This window comes from Stutzerimonas xanthomarina DSM 18231 (assembly GCF_900129835.1).
In the GTDB taxonomy this organism is placed as follows: domain Bacteria; phylum Pseudomonadota; class Gammaproteobacteria; order Pseudomonadales; family Pseudomonadaceae; genus Stutzerimonas; species Stutzerimonas xanthomarina.
This window is the reverse complement of record NZ_FQXA01000002.1, coordinates 34,900-52,288: the sequence shown is the minus strand read 5'-3', so window position 1 is coordinate 52,288 and position 17,389 is coordinate 34,900. Positions and strand designations below refer to the sequence as shown.

General features: G+C 60.7%; 16 protein-coding genes. 6 read left to right on the top strand and 10 right to left on the bottom strand.

Annotation, left to right across the window (positions count from 1 at the left end):
- The first annotated feature begins 6 nt into the window (after positions 1–6).
- The 3 genes from greB to BUE09_RS04610 all read left to right on the top strand — a co-directional run bounded on the left by greB (position 7) and on the right by BUE09_RS04610 (position 2,817).
- Positions 7–504 carry a transcription elongation factor GreB gene (greB, locus tag BUE09_RS04620; RefSeq protein ID WP_073299543.1) on the top strand — a complete coding sequence of 166 codons (498 nt, stop codon included), beginning with the start codon at positions 7–9 and terminating at the stop codon, positions 502–504.
- A 343-nt stretch (positions 505–847) separates the two neighbouring features.
- Positions 848–1,744 (top strand): triacylglycerol lipase, encoded by an 897-nt coding sequence (locus BUE09_RS04615; protein WP_231975602.1) that lies wholly within the window; start codon positions 848–850, stop codon positions 1,742–1,744.
- Between the two features lie 50 nt (positions 1,745–1,794).
- On the top strand, positions 1,795–2,817 hold the full coding sequence (locus tag BUE09_RS04610; RefSeq protein ID WP_073299541.1) for a lipase secretion chaperone: 1,023 nt from the start codon (positions 1,795–1,797) through the stop codon (positions 2,815–2,817).
- A gap of 5 nt (positions 2,818–2,822) precedes the next feature.
- Here the strand turns inward: BUE09_RS04610 and BUE09_RS04605 are convergent, their stop codons facing one another.
- On the bottom strand, positions 2,823–4,232 hold the full coding sequence (locus BUE09_RS04605; RefSeq protein ID WP_073299540.1) for an MltF family protein: 1,410 nt from the start codon (positions 4,230–4,232) through the stop codon (positions 2,823–2,825).
- 175 nt (positions 4,233–4,407) lie between these two features.
- Between BUE09_RS04605 and BUE09_RS04600 the strand changes: the two genes are divergently transcribed.
- Both BUE09_RS04600 and BUE09_RS04595 read left to right on the top strand, forming a co-directional pair.
- Positions 4,408–5,220, top strand: coding sequence for a TatD family hydrolase (locus BUE09_RS04600; RefSeq protein WP_073299539.1), 813 nt, complete (start codon positions 4,408–4,410; stop codon positions 5,218–5,220).
- Positions 5,221–5,329: 109 nt separating this feature from the next.
- On the top strand, positions 5,330–6,802 hold the full coding sequence (locus BUE09_RS04595) for a methyl-accepting chemotaxis protein (protein ID WP_073299538.1): 1,473 nt from the start codon (positions 5,330–5,332) through the stop codon (positions 6,800–6,802).
- Positions 6,803–6,866: 64 nt separating this feature from the next.
- Here the strand turns inward: BUE09_RS04595 and BUE09_RS04590 are convergent, their stop codons facing one another.
- From BUE09_RS04590 to selD, 8 genes are all read right to left on the bottom strand, one after another.
- Positions 6,867–7,664 carry an acyl-CoA thioesterase gene (locus BUE09_RS04590; RefSeq protein WP_073299537.1) on the bottom strand — a complete coding sequence of 266 codons (798 nt, stop codon included), beginning with the start codon at positions 7,662–7,664 and terminating at the stop codon, positions 6,867–6,869.
- A 98-nt stretch (positions 7,665–7,762) separates the two neighbouring features.
- On the bottom strand, positions 7,763–9,784 hold the full coding sequence (locus BUE09_RS04585) for a transglutaminase TgpA family protein (RefSeq protein ID WP_073299536.1): 2,022 nt from the start codon (positions 9,782–9,784) through the stop codon (positions 7,763–7,765).
- Positions 9,781–10,743: a DUF58 domain-containing protein gene (locus tag BUE09_RS04580; RefSeq protein ID WP_073299535.1), complete on the bottom strand. Its 963-nt coding sequence runs from the start codon at positions 10,741–10,743 to the stop codon at positions 9,781–9,783. The genes BUE09_RS04585 and BUE09_RS04580 overlap by 4 nt, the downstream gene beginning before the upstream one ends.
- A 31-nt stretch (positions 10,744–10,774) precedes the next feature.
- A complete protein-coding gene (locus tag BUE09_RS04575; RefSeq protein WP_073299534.1) occupies positions 10,775–11,692 on the bottom strand; it encodes an AAA family ATPase in 918 nt (305 codons plus the stop codon).
- Positions 11,693–11,870: 178 nt separating this feature from the next.
- The gene (locus BUE09_RS04570; RefSeq protein ID WP_073299533.1) at positions 11,871–12,473 is read right to left on the bottom strand and encodes a flavin reductase family protein; all 603 of its coding nucleotides are present in this window, start codon (positions 12,471–12,473) and stop codon (positions 11,871–11,873) included.
- An 88-nt stretch (positions 12,474–12,561) separates the two neighbouring features.
- Positions 12,562–12,840 (bottom strand): hypothetical protein, encoded by a 279-nt coding sequence (locus BUE09_RS04565; protein ID WP_073299532.1) that lies wholly within the window; start codon positions 12,838–12,840, stop codon positions 12,562–12,564.
- A gap of 26 nt (positions 12,841–12,866) precedes the next feature.
- Positions 12,867–13,973, bottom strand: a complete 1,107-nt coding sequence (mnmH, locus tag BUE09_RS04560; RefSeq protein ID WP_073299531.1) for a tRNA 2-selenouridine(34) synthase MnmH — start codon at positions 13,971–13,973, stop codon at positions 12,867–12,869.
- Positions 13,973–15,007 carry a selenide, water dikinase SelD gene (gene selD, locus BUE09_RS04555; RefSeq protein WP_073299530.1) on the bottom strand — a complete coding sequence of 345 codons (1,035 nt, stop codon included), beginning with the start codon at positions 15,005–15,007 and terminating at the stop codon, positions 13,973–13,975. Before selD ends, mnmH begins: the two co-directional genes overlap by 1 nt.
- Before the next feature lie 176 nt (positions 15,008–15,183).
- On the opposite strand from selD, the gene BUE09_RS04550 reads away from it, so the two are divergent.
- A complete protein-coding gene (locus tag BUE09_RS04550) occupies positions 15,184–16,170 on the top strand; it encodes a patatin-like phospholipase family protein (RefSeq protein ID WP_073299529.1) in 987 nt (328 codons plus the stop codon).
- Between the two features lie 50 nt (positions 16,171–16,220).
- Here BUE09_RS04550 and BUE09_RS04545 read toward each other — a convergent pair whose 3' ends face one another.
- Positions 16,221–17,315: an AI-2E family transporter gene (locus BUE09_RS04545; protein ID WP_073299528.1), complete on the bottom strand. Its 1,095-nt coding sequence runs from the start codon at positions 17,313–17,315 to the stop codon at positions 16,221–16,223.
- Positions 17,316–17,389 lie beyond the last annotated feature (74 nt).

The window sequence follows — 17,389 nt, the reverse complement described above, 5'->3', positions numbered from 1 at the left end:
AACGCCATGAGCCGTTATCGCCCACCTCGCCCTGCCGGCACCCCTCTGATCACCCCCGAAGGCGAGGTGAGGCTGCGAGCCGAGCTGCATGAACTCTGGCATGTGAAGCGGCCTCAGGTGACCCAGTCGGTCAGCGAGGCAGCTGCCCAAGGCGACCGTTCGGAAAACGCTGAGTACACCTACGGCAAGAAGATGCTGCGTGAAATCGACAGCCGCGTACGTTTTCTGACCAAACGGCTGGAGAAACTCAAAGTGGTTGCAGAACGGCCCAGCGATCCCGGCAAGGTCTATTTTGGCGCCTGGGTGACAGTCGAGGACGAAGAGGGAGAGCAGGCCCGCTACCGTATCGTCGGTCCCGATGAGCTGGACCTGCGCCAAGGGTTGATCAGCATCGATTCGCCGCTGGCGCGCGCTTTGGTGGGCAGAACGCTCGACGCCGAGGTTCAGGTGCAGACACCTACCGGGCCGAAGCTCTGGTACATCACCGCTATCGATTACCCCTGACTAGACGGTTTATTTAGGACCGATCAGTCACTTAAAGCAGCGATATAGCAGATAACTTCGGTTAACTTGCGCGTTATCACCTTCCTACCCAAGCGCATGTTCCTTCTGGTAACGGACGTTTCGCTGGTGCCGCCACGCCCCGGCAATTTTGGTGCAGGCGAAACGCCGCGCTAGAGCCTTAATGCATGTCGCTTGGCAAACTGGCACGAATGCTGCGCCAGTCATCGCTGCAGTACGCGCTAGGCGCGGTGAATGGCGATGGATTGCTCAATGTCAGTCACCCTAGATGAGTGCATTCATGAATAACAACAAGACTGTGTTTGCTCTATGCCTCGGTACCGTCATGGCTGTTTCGAGCCAGGTCCAGGCCGGCCTGTTCGGTTCCAGCGGCTACACCCAAACGCGCTATCCGATTGTGCTGGCACACGGCATGCTCGGCTTCGACAGCATGCTTGGCATCGATTATTGGTACGGCATTCCCCAGGCACTTCGACGCGACGGTGCACAGGTTTACGTCACCGAAGTAAGCCAACTCAACACCTCGGAGCTGCGTGGAGAGGAGCTCCTTCAGCAAGTCGAGGAAATCGTCGCAATCAGCGGTAAGGCCAAAGTGAACCTGGTCGGCCACAGCCACGGTGGACCGACCGTGCGCTATGTCGCCGCAGTCCGTCCCGATCTGGTCGCATCGGTTACCAGTGTCGGCGCGCCACACAAAGGGTCGGACGTTGCGGACCTTATACGACAGATTCCAGAGGGCTCCGGAGGCGAAGCCATCCTCGCCGGGCTTACCAACGGAATGGGTGCGTTGATTCATTTCCTGTCGGGAAGCCCCAGCACCGAGCCACAGAACTCGCTTGGCTCACTTGAATCACTCAACAGTGAAGGAGCCGCCCGTTTCAATGCGAAATATCCGCAGGGCATTCCGACCAGTGCGTGCGGCGAAGGCGCCTACAAGGTCAACGGCGTGCGCTACTACTCATGGAGCGGTACCAGTCCACTGACCAACCCGCTGGATGTGAGTGACGCCATGTTGGGAGCCGGCTCGCTGGCATTTGACGAGCCCAATGACGGACTTGTGGGGCGCTGCAGCTCGCACATGGGCATGGTCATCCGCGACAACTACCGAATGAACCACCTGGACGAAGTCAACCAGGTGCTTGGGCTGACCAGCCTGTTCGAAACCGACCCGGTGACAGTGTACCGGCAGCATGCCAATCGCCTGAAAAACGCAGGCCTCTGAGGCTCCGGTGGGGCCCGCTGGCCCCACCCTTCTGACGACAAGGCATTCTGATGAAATTTATCGCCGTCCTGTTTGTGTTAGGGCTTCTCATCGGCATTGTGATGAACGGCAGTGCTCCACTCGACCCGGTGCCTGCCCAGACGCAGAGCCGCGCTGAAGCCGCTCGGAACAGCACGAGCCAGATCAGCCAGCAAACACATCCGGCCCAAGCTCCACCGCGGCCGCGAACGGATGCGCTTGACCGTCTGCCAGGCTCCTTTGCTGGCACCCAGGTGGACGGCCGACTTCGCGCCGACGCCGCCGGGAAGCTGATCATTGATGCCGAGATACGCCGAGTCTTCGATTACTTCCTCGCCTCGATTGGCGAGGAACCGCTGGAAACCAGCATCGCCCGGCTACGTCGCTATATCGAAGCCGAACTGCCCGCACCTGCCGCAGGCCACGCCATCCGGCTGCTGAGCCAGTACCTGAACTACAAGCGGCAGCTGCTGTTGCTGGAACAGCAGCATATGCAGCAGGCAGGCATAGACGCCATGCGCATCCGGCTGCGGGCCGTGCAGCAGTTACGTGCAGGAATATTCGATGACCTGGTCCATCAGACTTTCTTTGGCCTGGACGAAGCAGCTGACCACTTCATGCTGGAACGCCTGGCAATTCATCATGACCCAAGCCTTGATGCGTCAGGCAAAGGCGCAGCACTGGACAACTTGCGCAACAGCCTGCCAGCGGAACTGCAGGATCTGTTGGCGGCACAGATGCAAGTGCAGCTGCGCGAACAGACCCGCGCTTTAGCAGCCAGCGGCGGCAGCTCCACGGAACTGCGCCAGCTACGCCAGCAATTGGTTGGCAACGCAGCCGCAGCCCGTTTGGAGCGGCTCGACGCCAAGCGTCGAGCATGGCAGGACCGCGTCACCGCCTACCGCCTGGAAAAACGCCGGATTGAACGCAGCCAGGGCCTTGGCCAAGCGGATAAACGCGCGGCCATCACCCGTCTGACGGCAGAACGCTTCGACGAAACCGAGCGTCAACGCCTTCAAGCGGCTGAGCAATTGGTTGCGGCTGAGCGCAGCTGAACTGCTCAGTTGGCGGCGCTTTGCGGGCTACCCTCGAGCAGATAACGTTCCCGGGTATAGGCCAGGTAATACTTGTTTACCGCATTGACGTAGCTGACCACGCCCATGCCCATGGTCGACATGGCGACGCGTTCGACCTGGAAAAACCACTGATCAGGGTTGAGACCTCGACGTCGGGCCTCCGCACGCAAAGCCTGGACCCGCTGCGGCCCCAGATTATAGGCGGCCAGCACAAACGCCATGCGTTCGCGTTCATTCAGTCTGGGGCTGGAAAAAAAGGTTTTACGGATGCTCGCCAGATACTTCGCGCTAGCCAGCACGTTGTTGTCCAACTGGCCGATGTTCTGCACCCCCATACTGCGAGCGGTCGCTGGCGTTACTTGCATCAGCCCGGTGGCGCCCGAGGCTCCGCGCGCCGATGGGTTTAAGGTCGACTCCTTGAATGCCAGAGCTGCCAGGTTGAGCCAGTCGAGATCCTGCGCCTGAGCATGCCGCTGCAAGGTCGGACGCACCTTTTCCAGGCGCTGTCTGCCGACACGATCCAATGGGTACTGAACCCGATAGAGCCTGCGGTAGACGCGAACGAACACCGCGTCCTGGTTATCCGGCGCGTTGTAAGTCTGCAAAAAACGGTCGATGCTCGCGCGCAGCATCCCGGCATCCTTTCGCACAAACCAGTGCACGTCAGCAGGATCGCCCAACGTCAGCGTCGACTCGATGCGCAATTTCGGCAGCACCTTCGCCCAGCGCTCTGCAATCGGCTGCTCAACCACCGTTGCCGGATAGACACCGGCTTGTACCATTTCCAGCACGTCTTCCACTGCCAGCGTGGGGTCCACCCACTCGACCGCAATCGGAGCTCGCCCGGCTTGCATCAAGGTTCTATTGAGCTTGTCGAGAGCGGAGCCTGCGGCACTGCCAGCGGCTAACGCCAAGCTACGACCCGACAGTTGCTCGAAGCTGTGATAGCGAGGACCGCCCTGCCGGCTCACCAATACCATCGGCACCTGATCGATCACGGCGCGGCTACGGCTTAGTCGGCGAATCGCGCCTTGCGCCAGGATCTCCCCAGGCGCGGCCAGATCACCCTCCCCGCGCTGCAGCGCACCGAGCAACTGATCCTTGGCTTTGGGAATGATCTTAAAGGTGATCGGAGGCCCTTTTGACCCGCGATTGAGATACTGCTCGAACGCACGCAGGCGTACATACTCAACACCAATAGCTTCGCCTTTAACCTCGCCAGAGCTGTTGCGACTCTGATTGACCAGCACCCGCAGCACGCCGCTGCGGCGGATATCCGCAAGATCGCGTACGGTATCGGCCGCTTGCCAGGCTGGCGGCCCCATCACCCGCGCAGAGGCCGGCCAGGGCATAAGCACGAGCAGACACAGCAGCAGGGAAAATAGTCGGGTCATTTCCGGATATCGGCTCGAATCAGACAAGCTGTACAGCGGCTACCCCGCCGCAAGGTCGCGAAGATTGTCACAGCCTCGGCTTGATCGCCAGCAACACCCTTTTAACCACATTAATTATCATGTCCAAGTGACTGATTTAGATTCATATATTTAGATCTCATAAGCGAGACGCCTAATGCAGCTTGTTGACATCGGAGTCAACCTTACCCACCCGACCTTCGCCCGAGACCCACGCGCGGTTGTAGATCGTGCCCACGCAGCGGGCGTTGCCCAGCTCGTCCTGACGGGCACCAGCCTCGACGAAAGCGAATCGGCGTTAGCGCTCTGCCGGGAGCTGGATGAAGGCGGACATCGGCTGTTCTGCACAGCAGGCATTCACCCTCATGACGCGAGCCAATGGACTTCCACTACCGGCGCGCAGCTCAAGGCCCTATTCGGCGAACCCGAGGTACGCGCGGTAGGTGAGTGCGGGTTGGATTTCAACCGGGATTTGTCTCCACGCGCGCAGCAGGAGCGAGTCCTTGAAGAACACCTGCAATTGGCAGTAGAAACCGGTCTGCCGGTGTTTCTTCATGAGCGCGACGCCGATCAACGTCTGGTACAAATCCTCAGGACGTTCCGTGATCAGCTCAGCGCTGCAGTGGTGCACTGCTTCACCGGCGAAAAACGCGCCCTCTACGCCTATCTCGATCTCGACCTGCACATCGGCATCACCGGCTGGATCTGTGACGAGCGCCGCGGTACCCACCTGCATCCACTGGTGCGTGACATTCCTGCGACCCGTTTGATGCTCGAAAGCGATGCACCCTACCTGCTACCACGCACGCTGCGACCCAAGCCCAAGGGTGGCCAGAACGAGCCGGCGTTTCTTCCTGAAGTGCTTCGTGAAGTGGCCGGGCACCGCGGTGTCAGCGAAGAACAGCTGGCGCTAAGCACGACGCATTGTGCTCAGGAATTCTTTCGCATACCGCCAATGAATGAGCACTGAACTGGCTCAAGCCCAACACTTTTTGGCCGTTAACAGAACGGGTTCGCAAAAAGCGGCGATGCCTCCGCGCGACGAACCGTTCCGGTCATCGACATAAGAAGAGCATGCAATGGCTTTATGGATTCGCGATCTGTCACTGAAGTACAAGTTCTGGGCGCTGAACCTAGTGTCGTTCGCGACCACTCTGTTGTTGGTGCTCTTTGCCCTGCAACTTGAACAGCAGTCGCGAAGCCAGGACGCGCAGGACAACGCCCAGCAGCTCGGCGCGCTGTTACAGGCATGGCCGGAAGGCACGGCAATTCCCAGGCACGCCGATATTGAACTGTTTCCGGCCGGTCAGGCCATTGCGATCGACGGGCGGCCTGTAACCGCTCGCCAAGGGTGGGTAGCCATCGAGCATGACCGTCTGTTCGACACCACGCCGGTACTGGGCGCGCAATTGGTGACCAGACCGGGCGGGGAAACCCTGGCTGTGTTGGCTCGGGTGCCCAGCGCGATACAGCTGCTGGGTGAACATTTCTTCAGCTACGCGGTTGCTGTTGCTGTGCTGATGTTGGTGCTGCTGGCCGCATCACAGCTGCTGATCCATTTCCTCCTCAGCCATCTCAATACACTCAAGAACGTCATGGTGCATGTTGAGCGCAGCGGCGATCTCGCGATGCGAGTGCCGTTGGCGAGCCGTGATGAAGTCGGCGAGATGGCTGCGGCATTCAACGCCATGCAGGCGGGTTACCAGCGCATTGTCGGCACCGTTGCCCAGGCGGCCACCCGCCTCGATGAAGGGGCCGCTCGCCTGGCATCGAGCATGGGTGAGGTCCGCCAGGGCATGCTCGGCCAGCAGGGCGAAACCGACCAGGCTGCGACCGCGATCAATGAGATGACCGCCACCGTCCACCACATCGCCGAACACGCCAGGGAAACGCGCGACCAATCGCAGGGTGCCGACCACCTGGCAAGCAGTGGGCAGCAGGTCGTACGGCGAGTCGAGCGCTCGATATCCAGCCTGTCGCAGGGCGTACAGCAGACTGCCGAAACCATCGAACAGCTTGCCGCCGACAGCCAGAAGATCAACGGTGTGGTGAGCGTCATTCACAGCATCGCCGAACAAACCAATCTGCTGGCATTGAACGCAGCGATTGAAGCTGCACGTGCGGGGGAAATGGGCCGAGGCTTCGCGGTGGTTGCAGATGAGGTGCGTAGCCTGGCCAAACGCGTTCAGGTGTCCACAGACGAAATCACGCAAATGATCGCCGGGCTGCAGGGCATGACCCGCGACGCGGTCGAGTTCATGCAAGAGAGCTCGCTCAAGGCAGACGACTGCGTGCGCGAAGCACGTGAAGCAGGACTAGCACTTGAAGCCATCACCGCGGCGGTCGCACAGATGCGCGAGAGCAACACGCAGATTGCCGTCGCCGCCGAGCAACAAAGCGAAGTTGCCGAGGAGCTGAACCGCTCGGTCACCGGCATTCGCGACGTTACGGAGCAAACCGTTCAGCAAACCGTCGAATCGGCGAACACCAGCGCTGAACTCGCGGCTCTTTCCGGCGAGCTCAGCAAGGCGATCCACCAACTCAAGCTCTAACCGCATTAGCCTGTACAGCTGCCGGGACTGCCTGCGGGTTTAACGACCCAGCGGGCAGCGCCGGTTAGCCGAAGACGGTTACTGTCTGCCGACTCAAGGCAACCAACTCACCCTTGCCGGTCCATAACGCGGCGGCGCAATGGCCGTAACCGTCCTGAGCGTGCTCGATCACGGCACGGTACCGGCACCATTCGTGAGTATCGAGTATTGGCAGTGGCTGGACGAACTCGATGGTCCAGGTCAACGAGCTGCCCGGGGCGAAACTGTTCAGATGTGGCAGCACGGCTGGCGGCCACGCATCGACGAGCGCCAGCAGATGCGAGACGGTGACCGGCTCCCGATCGACCTCGCCCCGCTGGCGAACCCATCCGCCCATTTCCCGCGATGTATTACCTGAAAAAGGCAGACCGCCAATACCCCAGCGCATGACCAGATGGCGAGTGAACTCAGGTGTGGCTCCGCTGATGTAGGGCAATTCCTGACAGGCCTCTACCGGCGGCAGCTCAGGCGCCGGCTCAGCTTCCACCCTGACAGCAGAGACACGCGCTGCCCCAAAGCTGCCTTGCACCAAGGTTACGACTTGGCCGTTCTGCATGGCGCGGCCGAGCACCTGACTGACTGCTTTGCCTTCGCGCAGCACCTCGGCTTCAAAACTAACGGGCACATCAACCGCAAGCGGCCCTACGAAAGTGATGGACAGCGACCGCACCGGGCGGTCACTCGGCACTTTCGCCTGCATGGCTTCGAATACCAGCGCTGCGGCCAGCCCGCCGAAGCCGGCCCGGCCCTGCCCCCAGCTGGAAGGCACGACGACATCTTGAGGAGTTTCACGCACGGCTTGTAGCAGTTCGGACAGGGTCATTGCCACCTCGACTCGTTGTTATTGGGGTTTATCTTATCGCTGCGCACATCAGCGCAGGCATCGCCGAACCTTTGGTGATGTCATGCCATCGCGTGCAGCTATGGCTTCTCGCCGTCGACGTCGCGCCGCTGTTTGCTTCCACTGGCACGCCAAGGCAGCTGTCGCCGCAGCCTGCCGAGTGCAGCCTTCATCTCGGCCAGGTCGGTTGACTGCCCCCCATAGCTGGCCCGTTCGTACAATCCGGCGAATGCCCCAATTTGGGCGGCAACACCCGGCAGTTGCTCTGCTGCGCGTTGGCCGAAGTCGCGAGGACCCTCGCCTGCCCGTCGAATGATGCCATGGCGCACCAGCAACTGTTCGAAGCGCTGGAACTGACGCAGCTGCGCATTCTGTTTCCGGTGCCAGGGTTTCAACAGCACCAGCGCCAGCACAACTACCAGCAACGCTCCCGAGGCAACCATCAATAAACCGAGCTTGCGGGCGTCGACTTTGCCGAACAAGCTTTGCAATAGCTCCAGTTGCCGCTCGCCCTGGTAGTTGAGAACCCAGCGCTGCCAGCCATAGTTGAGACTATCCCAGCCGAACCGCAGGTCGTTCAGCCAGCCAATATCGCGGTAACGCCGCAGATCCATCACGGCGCCTTCGATCAGATCCTGCTCAGCGCCAAGCGCCTCCTCCAGCCCGCGCTCGATCCGTTCCGGCGCGACCTGAAATGTCGGATCCACACTGACCCAACCGCTGCCCGCCTCCCAGTATTCGACCCAGGCATGAGCATCGAGCTGACGCACCGATAGATAGTTGCCCGACGGGTTGACCTCCCCGCCCTGATAGCCGGCGACCACCCGCGCGGGAATACCTGCTGCGCGTAGGACAAAGGTCATCGCGCCTGCGTAATGCACGCAAAATCCGTTCAAGGTCTCGAATAGGAAACCGTCGACAATGTCCTCGCCCACCGGCGCAGGGCGCAACGTATAGCTGTAAGGCTGTTGGTTAAAATGACTGAGCAATGCTTGCACCGTTGCCTTGGGTGTCAGGTGCCGGCGACGCAGTTCAGCCGCCCATGCCCTGCTGCGGGAATTACCCGACGGCGGCAGCTCCAGCGCTCGCCCGAGAATCGCTGGTCCGGCATCTGGTTCACGCAGCGCCTCCGGCCACGACGTCGCCTGGTACAGCAGCGGCTTATCAATAGGCTGTGGGCGCGACAAGTGGAAATCGCTCATCAGTCGCACGTCGCCTGCATTTACCTGAGCCACATCCAGTGCATACAACCACGGCCGCCCACTGGGTTGCATGACGATGCTGTACTCAACCGGCGCGCCCCGTGGCGACCATTCCGGGGCTCTTGGAAGCTGCGATGAAAAAGACTGAGACCAACGCCGGCCATCGAAACGCTCGAAGGTGACTGCACGCCAGTACAGCTGATCCCTATCAGGGATCGGGCCCTCGAAACTGGCGCGAAATGCCAGGGCACTCGAGCGACTCAGCTCTGCCATATCGCCTGGCGACATGCTGTCAGCCAGACCGGTCACGCCGCGATCCTTCGGCTGCGGCAGTGACCACAGCGGTCCCAGGCGTGGAAAAAGCACAAACAGGACCAGCATCAAGGGAATCGCCTGCAGGAGCAAAGCGCCTGCCAGTCGCAGCGTTGGCCAGGGATGTGTGCCCGCAGGGCTCTGCTGCAGGCCTATCATCGCCGCCAGCAGCGCGACGATTGGCGCCAGACTGTAAAGCCCGGCGAGCAGCCCGTCATTGAACAAATAGCTGGTGACCACGGCAAAGAAGCCAAGAAACACCAGGACCAAGGCATCGCGACGACTGCGCATTTCCACCAGCTTGAGAATGAATGCGGCAATCAGCAACACCACGCCGGCGTCCAGCCCGATCAACCCGCCGCGCGAAAAATAGACGCCGAACGCAGCGCCTAGCATCATCAGTGCCTTCACCCAGCCTCGCGGATATCGAGCGCGCATGCGAAAAATCTGCACCCGCCAGATCGCGCAACCCAGCCAGAGGCCAATGATCCACAGCGGCAGATGAGTCAGATGCGGCAGGATGACCAGCACCTGCGCCACCAACAGCCAGATCAGGCCGTTGCGCGGAATGGGCTGCACGCTGCTCAATTCGGCTCCCCAGATGGCTGTCCGAACAACGCCAATGCCCGAAGGCTGCGGTTGCGGTGTTCTACGCCGGCGCCAGCATCAATGGTGGTGTCGGCGATACGGAGAGCGAAAGGCTGCTGGCGCGCCGACAGCTCCACGACCCAGTGACAAAGCAACGACAATCGGGATTCGATATCACCGTCGAGTGCAGCGAAATCCAGTAACGGGTCCTCGCCGGACAGCGCAGTGAAATCCTTCACCAGCAAGCCTTGTCCTCGAGAGTAGGCTTTCCAGTTCAAACGCTTCCTCGAATCGCCTGGCTGCCAGGGACGCAAGCCCTGATAATCGTCGATGCCGCTACCCTGCGGCAGCGAACCCTCACCTCGCTCATCGGCTTGTCCGCCGGTCTTTGGCGCAGCGCCTGCGACCGGGCGTGGATACACCAGTGCGGCGAGCTGCAAATCCACCCAGCTCCACGCCACGAGAATGCCCAAGGGGAATCTGCTCTCAACGCGCAACCGTCCTGGTCTTAGCCAGCCACGGCGCTCGGTGGGCAGGCTCAGTTCCAATTCGATGGAGCCGGCTGCCGGTACGTCTACCAACTGCAAACCACTTTTAGGCCAACCCACCGAGACGGCCTGGTACAGACGACCTCGGCTCTCCAGACGCACCCGCAAGCGGGCCTGCTCGCCGAGAAAAACCGCCTCCGAGCCCGCCGCCTTCAACTCGAGCCCCGCCAGGTTGCGCCAGGTATGCAGAATCGCCACGACAAATACCGAACCCAGCAAAAACGTCAGGGCGTAAGCCAGACTGTTCTCGTAGTTAATCGCGGCAAGCAACATCAACAGCAGCGCGACCAGGAAACTCATCCCGACCGCCGTAGGCATGATGAAAATGCGACGCTGGTTGAGGCGTACGCTGGGGCCCGGTGGGATGCGTTTCAGCAGCCAGCGATCTCGTATCCGTGGTAGCACTCGCATAACCGCCCCCGTCAGTCCGCCAGAGGCGGCGTCACAGCGCCGGCACTTCGCGCAACAGCCATTGCACCAGTGCGCCGCCGCCATGTCCGGTGGCATCGGCACGTTCGCGCAACCGATGGCCAACCACCGAGGGCAGCACCGCCTGGACGTCTTCCGGAATGACGTAATCTCGACCGTCGAGAAAGGCCCAGGCACGGGCTGCCGCCAGCAGCGCCAGGCTGGCGCGAGGTGACAAGCCCCAGGCGAACTGCGGCTGGGTGCGCGTGGCCTCGACCAGGCGCAGGACATAATCGACCAGCGCATCACTGACGCGAACGGCGCTCACCGCCTGCTGGATAGCCGCTAGCTCGGCGCGATCCAGCTGCGGTTGTAATCGGGCGAGCAAATCGCGACGCGAATCGCCGAGCAACAATGCTTTCTCCGCCGCTTTAGCCGGGTAGCCCAGCGAAAGGCGCATGAGAAAGCGATCCAGCTGTGATTCAGGCAGGGCAAATGTACCGCCGGAGCTGACCGGGTTCTGCGTGGCGACCACAAAGAAGGGCTCGGGCAAAGGTCGCGTCGCGCCCTCGATAGTAACCTGCCCTTCTTCCATGGCTTCAAGCAGCGCGCTCTGGCTTTTCGGGGTAGCCCGGTTGATTTCGTCCGCCAGCACCAGCTCGGCAAAGATCGGTCCCGGATGAAACACGAACTGACCGCTCTCCTTGTCGAACACCGAGGTGCCGAGAATATCGCCGGGCAGCAGGTCGGAGGTGAACTGGATGCGCTGGAAGTCCAGTCCCATGACCTTCGCAAGCGCATGGCTCAAGGTCGTCTTGCCCATGCCGGGCAGATCCTCGACCAGCAGGTGCCCTCTCGCCAGTAGGCAGGCCATGGCTAATCGGACCTGCGATTGCTTGCCGAGCAGCACTTCATTGACCGCCCGCAGACAGACTTCCAATCGGGTGCGCATGCAACTCTCCTTTTTTTTGTTCCGTCGATCCTACTGACCCGGCCCAGCGCAGGCAAAGCGGTGAAAACCTGGTGTTGCGAACTTGTGATACGGCACTTGATCCGGCGGGTGAAGACGCTACAGCGCTTCACAGCTTGGGTCGCTTCCTGACCCAAGCGTTCAGAAAACAGGACGCCCGTTAGGGTCGCTGCATCTCGAAACGCTCGCGCGTATAGCTGTACGCGGCACCGCCCAGTCTGCCAACCAGATCAAGCCGGGCCGAATCGACGCGACCCCGCTCATCGAGAACACCGTCGTCGATGTGCGCCAATAACACTTCGGCAAAGATGAGCTGGCAATTGGGCGACTCGGCCGGATACGGCAGGATCTGCGCGACACGACATTCGAAGGCAACCGGCGCGCCGGCGACCCGATGCACCGTCACCAGGCTGGCCGGTTCGCTGACGATACCGCAGTGCTCGAATTCGCTGATGCCATGGGGCAGTGCCGCAGCAGAGGCGTTCATCGCTTCGGCTTGCTCAGCACTGACGAGCTGCACAACAAGTTCGCCCGTTTCCCGCGCGTTGCGGGCGGTGTCCTTCGGTAGGCCGTCTTTCAGACCAACGTTGATCAGCAACGTTGGCGGGTTACTGCTGATGACCTGGAAGAAGCTGAACGGCGCAAGATTGCTTACGCCCGCGGTCGAGCATGTCGAAACCCAGGCAATCGGTCGCGGAGTAATGGTGGACGTTAGCCAACGATAGGCCTCGACCGGTGCCAGCGTAGAAAAATCAAGCTGCATGTCGATCCCTGCTGAGTCGGTTCGGGAAGCGAGGAACCGATGAATAAGGAAGCGGCGGCCAGGTGACCGCCACAGCATGGCAGCACCATCAGCGCCCTGCGCGCGACTCACGCAGATAGAAACGGGCCTTCTTGGCCTTCTCCACGCAGCCCTGGTAGGCCTCGAATTGTTGCTGGGTCTTGGCGCCGGTCAGCAGTGCCATCGCCTTGGAGTAGCTGACGGTGCCGGCGAAGCCTTCCGCCTCGGCCAGGCTCTGCTCTTCCCAGGCGGCGTTCAGCTGAGACGCACAGCTGTCTCGATAGGCAGTCTTGGCGGCGCAACCGGTCAGGGTCAGTGCTAACAGCGATAGACAGATTAAGTTCTTCATCCCTAGATCCTCGTTTTGAGACCTGCTCAGTTTTGATGCCCCGCAGCGCGCTCGCGCAAAAACTCAACGACCGCGTCCTGCTGCCCTACGAATTCGATCCTGGCGGCCTTGCTTTCACGTTGGTAGGCATACATCGGATCGTAGTATTGCCTCAACAACGTCTCGATCCACCCGCGGTGCAGCTCAACCGAACCGTTACTCGCCTGCTCGGCAAGCGCCTGATCCATGATCGCCGCCAGCCGTGTGTAGCATTCGCCGCCGAGGCGCTTGCTGATATTGACCAGACTTTGCTGCAAACGCTCAGCAAACGCGGTGAAACCCTCCTCACCGTACTCAGCGGTGAACTCCTCGCAAAGATCGATCACATAATCCTTGAGGATGCGATCGACCCGTCCATCAAAACTGTCTTCGAGCCAGACCAGCGGATAGTGCTGCATACCCTGAAACAAGGGCAGCGGTATCGAGCAGCGTCCGACCAGCCGCGCTTCATCTTCCAGCACGAACTGCCTGGCACCGGCTTTCTGCATCTTCAACAAGCGAATCGCCAGTGCATTCTCGAAGTCGATCTGCACGGGCTGCGGGGTGGCGCGCTTGCCAAAGCTTGAGCCGCGATGATTGGCAATGCCTTCCAGATCGACCCCGTCTTCCAGACGTGCCAGCACCTCGGTTTTGCCCGTCCCGGTCATACCGCCGACCAGCACAAAATTGTCATGCGCGGCCGCATGTTCGATGGTGTCCAGCAGAAAATTGCGCATCGCCTTGTAGCCACCGGTCACGCGCGGGTAGTCGATTCCCGCCTCGGTCTTGAGCCACTGCTGGACCAGCTGCGAACGCAATCCACCTCGGAAACAATAGATATAACCCTGAGGGTTATTACGCGCGAAGTCGGCCCAAGCCTGAATACGTTCTTCCTTGACCTGACCACTCACCAGCCGGTGGCCCAGCTCGATAGCCGCTTGCTGCCCCTGCTGCTTGTAACAGGTACCGACCTTCTGCCGCTCGAGGTCGTTCATCAGCGGCAGATTGACCACACCGGGAAACGCACCCTTGGCAAATTCCACAGGCGCTCGTGCGTCCATCATCGGTACATCGTTGAGAAACAACTCAGCAAACTTATCGGTATCGCCACGCATCAACGTACCTCAACGGCAAAGGCGCCGGCTTCGATCAACTCACCGATCGGCTGGAGAAGCAGGCCGAGTTCGGCGGCGACTGCAACAAACTCTGCCTCGCCTTCGGGGGCAACGGCCACCAGCAATCCGCCACTGGTTTGCGGGTCGCACAACAACTGCTTCTGCACCTCGTCAATGGCGGCGATACGGTCACCATAACTCTCGAAATTGCGCCCCGTACCGCCAGGCACACAGCCCTGTTCAAGGTAATACTCGACGCCTTCCAGACGCGGCACGCGGGCGTAATCGATGCACGCGGTAACAGCGCTGCCATCGGCCATTTCGACCAGATGCCCGAGCAGCCCGAAACCGGTAACGTCCGTCATCGCCCGCACGCAATCGAGCTTGCCGAAGCGACTACCGGGTGTGTTGAGCGTGCACATCCAGTCACGTGCCCTGCCGACATCCTCGGGTCGCAACTTGGCCTTTTTCTCCGCGGTGGTGAGAATGCCTATTCCCAACGGCTTGGTCAGATAGAGTTTGCAGCCAACCGAGGCGGTGTCGTTACGCTTCATCTGGCTCTTGTTGACCAGACCGGTCACGGCCAGACCGAATATCGGCTCGGGCGCGTCGATCGAATGCCCGCCAGCCAGCGGAATGCCTGCGGCCTCACACACCGCTCGACCGCCTGCAATGACGTCGCGGGCCACTTCCGGCGGCAGCACGTTGACGGGCCACCCGAGGATGGCAATCGCCATGAGCGGATCACCGCCCATCGCGTAGATATCGCTGATGGCATTGGTCGCGGCGATGCGGCCAAAATCGAAGGGATCATCGACGATAGGCATGAAGAAATCGGTAGTCGATACCACACCGCGCTCATCGTCGATGCCGTACACCGCGGCATCATCACGCGAGGCATTTCCGACCCACAGACGGGGATCGAGATTCTGTGCGCCGCTGCCGGCGAGGATCACGTCCAGCACCTTGGGCGAAATCTTGCAGCCGCAGCCGGCACCGTGGCTGTATTGGGTGAGGCGGATGGGTTCGCTCATCTGGAAAAGACTCTCGTGATGCTGGCAAAACGGGCGTCGATTGTAGCAAGGGTGGTGACCGCGTCGCTGCGTCATCGGCCGATGAGCATGTAATGAAACGGCGTGCTTCTCGGCTTTAGCTTGAAGCTGGCGGCGCGAAGCTTGAAGCTACAACCCAATGCCATAGGGAGAATCACATGGGCAACAAGGTCGCACTGGTATTGGGTTCGGGTGGCGCTCGGGGTTATGCGCACATCGGCGTAATCGAGGAACTCGAGACCCGCGGCTACGAGATCACCTGCGTTGCTGGTTGTTCGATGGGCGCCGTCGTAGGCGGCATTTACGCGGCCGGCAAGCTGGAGGAGTACCGCGGATGGATCGAAAGCCTGGACTACTTCGACATGCTGCGATTGGTCGATCCCAGTTTCAGTCTTGGGGCGATACGCGGCGAGAAAATTTTTGGGCGGATCAGGGAGATGCTCGGCTCGATCAACATCGAGGACTTGCCAATCCCCTTCACCGCCGTCGCGGCTGATCTTACGAATCAGCAGGAGATCTGGTTTCAGGAGGGCAACCTGGAACTGGCAATGCGCGCCTCGGCAGCCATTCCGAGCCTGTTCACGCCGGTCATGCAAGGTAACCGGATGTTGGTCGATGGCGGGATACTCAACCCTTTACCGATCGTGCCGGTGGTCTCGAGCCACAGCGACATCATCATCGCCGTCAACCTCAACGCCAATAACCATCGGCAATATCCGCTGCCGGAGGTTGTCCGGCCCGGACGTTTCGATGCCATGGTCAACTCGATCAGCTCGCACCTGCCGTTCTGGCGCAGCAAGGGGCTTGAGGAGCAAATAGCCGAACTCACCGCGATTGACGGACCCGGTGAAGGCCAACCTCCGGCCGCGCCGACAGGGCAAAGTGCGCCGAAATCGGCCGAGGGTTCCATGGTGATCGATGTGGGCGGCCCGGCATCCTTGCTGGAGCTGATTAACCAGAGCTTCGAAGTGATGCAATCCTCGTTGACGCAATACAAGATCGCCGGCTACCCGCCCAACGTGCTGGTCAACATTCCCAAGCGCGCTTGCCGTTTCTACGAGTTCTACAAAGCGCCTGAGCTGATCAAGCTGGGGCAAATCGTTGCCAGCGACGCGCTCGACAAGTACGAGCGCGAGCAGCTCTAGCTACGTGAACGCTGGCAGCCAACGGCAACAGCGTTATCAGCAACAACTGGCTAGTCGTGGGCCGCTGCATTCTTGCCTTGATCGCCGGGAAGTTTTGCTGGTGTGATGACGCTCGGCACTTCCTTGACCAGCCAGTCTTCCAGCAGGCTGTAAGCCACTGCCAGCAGCGTGGGGCCTAGGAACAATCCCATGAAACCAAACGCCAACACGCCGCCAAACACGCCAAGCAGCACGACCACCAACGGCAGGTTGCCACCGCGACTGATCAGATAGGGCTTCAGCACGTTGTCCACGCCACTGATGACGAACATGCCCCAGATACCCAGAAAGATTGCCATGCCGTACTGCCCCTGCCAGGCGAGCCAGAGCGTTGCGGGACCCCAGATCAGGGGTGGGACCATCACGAAGCTGAAAGCGAATGTCAGCAGACCGAGGATCAGCGCACCGGGCACACCCGCAATGCTGAATCCGACGTACGCCAAAATCGCCTGCGCAGCCGCCGTACCAATCACACCGTTGACGACCCGCTGAACCGTACCAGCGACTAATTCCAGGTAATGGTCAGCGCGGTCGCCGATCAGCCGATGCAGCAGGCTATGGACGAACGCGGCCAGTTTCGGCCCGTCGCGGTAGAAGAAAAACACCAGCACCAGGCTAAGCGCCAGCTCCAGCATCCCGCCGCCAACCCGTGCACTGCGCACCAGCAACCAGTTGCCCACCTGACCGACATAGGGTCGGATCGTCGCGAAGAAGGCCGTACCTTGCTCGTCGAGCGTGTTCCAAAGATTCAGCAGGTTATCGCCGATCAAGGGCAGTTCAGCGAGCCATGCAGGCGGTGCCGGCAGCCCTTGCACCTGAAGGTTGTGCACCAGCACGTTGACCTCGCGAATCTGGTCGGCAATGTTGAACCCCAGCCAGACCAGTGGCACCGCGACCAGCACCATCCAACCGGCGGTCAACAGGGTAGCGGCGAGGGTGGAATTGCCCTTCATCCAACGAGTCAGTACGCGCATGATCGGCCAGCTGGCAAAAGCCAGCACCGCTGCCCAGAACAGCGCCGAGGCAAACGGGGCCAATACCCACACACAGGCACCGAGCAGCACCAGGAGCAGAATCTGCACCAGCAGACGATCATTGTTGAGCATGCTGTTACCTATGGACGAAGGGGGTGCACTTTAGAGCAAAGTGCACCAGGAGGAGCAGTGGCGATTGCGGTCTG

Excerpts from the sequence above, each read along its gene's own strand:
- BUE09_RS04565 (WP_073299532.1), bottom strand. The coding sequence starts at position 12,840 with ATGAAGAACTTAATCTGTCTATCGCTGTTAGCACTGACCCTGACCGGT.
- mnmH (WP_073299531.1), bottom strand. The coding sequence starts at position 13,973 with ATGCGTGGCGATACCGATAAGTTTGCTGAGTTGTTTCTCAACGATGTA.
- selD (WP_073299530.1), bottom strand. The coding sequence starts at position 15,007 with ATGAGCGAACCCATCCGCCTCACCCAATACAGCCACGGTGCCGGCTGC.
- greB (WP_073299543.1), top strand. The coding sequence starts at position 7 with ATGAGCCGTTATCGCCCACCTCGCCCTGCCGGCACCCCTCTGATCACC.
- BUE09_RS04605 (WP_073299540.1), bottom strand. The coding sequence starts at position 4,232 with ATGACCCGACTATTTTCCCTGCTGCTGTGTCTGCTCGTGCTTATGCCC.
- BUE09_RS04580 (WP_073299535.1), bottom strand. The coding sequence starts at position 10,743 with ATGCGAGTGCTACCACGGATACGAGATCGCTGGCTGCTGAAACGCATC.
- BUE09_RS04595 (WP_073299538.1), top strand. The coding sequence starts at position 5,330 with ATGGCTTTATGGATTCGCGATCTGTCACTGAAGTACAAGTTCTGGGCG.
- BUE09_RS04575 (WP_073299534.1), bottom strand. The coding sequence starts at position 11,692 with ATGCGCACCCGATTGGAAGTCTGTCTGCGGGCGGTCAATGAAGTGCTG.
- BUE09_RS04550 (WP_073299529.1), top strand. The coding sequence starts at position 15,184 with ATGGGCAACAAGGTCGCACTGGTATTGGGTTCGGGTGGCGCTCGGGGT.
- BUE09_RS04570 (WP_073299533.1), bottom strand. The coding sequence starts at position 12,473 with ATGCAGCTTGATTTTTCTACGCTGGCACCGGTCGAGGCCTATCGTTGG.
- BUE09_RS04545 (WP_073299528.1), bottom strand. The coding sequence starts at position 17,315 with ATGCTCAACAATGATCGTCTGCTGGTGCAGATTCTGCTCCTGGTGCTG.
- BUE09_RS04610 (WP_073299541.1), top strand. The coding sequence starts at position 1,795 with ATGAAATTTATCGCCGTCCTGTTTGTGTTAGGGCTTCTCATCGGCATT.
- BUE09_RS04590 (WP_073299537.1), bottom strand. The coding sequence starts at position 7,664 with ATGACCCTGTCCGAACTGCTACAAGCCGTGCGTGAAACTCCTCAAGAT.
- BUE09_RS04615 (WP_231975602.1), top strand. The coding sequence starts at position 848 with ATGGCTGTTTCGAGCCAGGTCCAGGCCGGCCTGTTCGGTTCCAGCGGC.
- BUE09_RS04600 (WP_073299539.1), top strand. The coding sequence starts at position 4,408 with ATGCAGCTTGTTGACATCGGAGTCAACCTTACCCACCCGACCTTCGCC.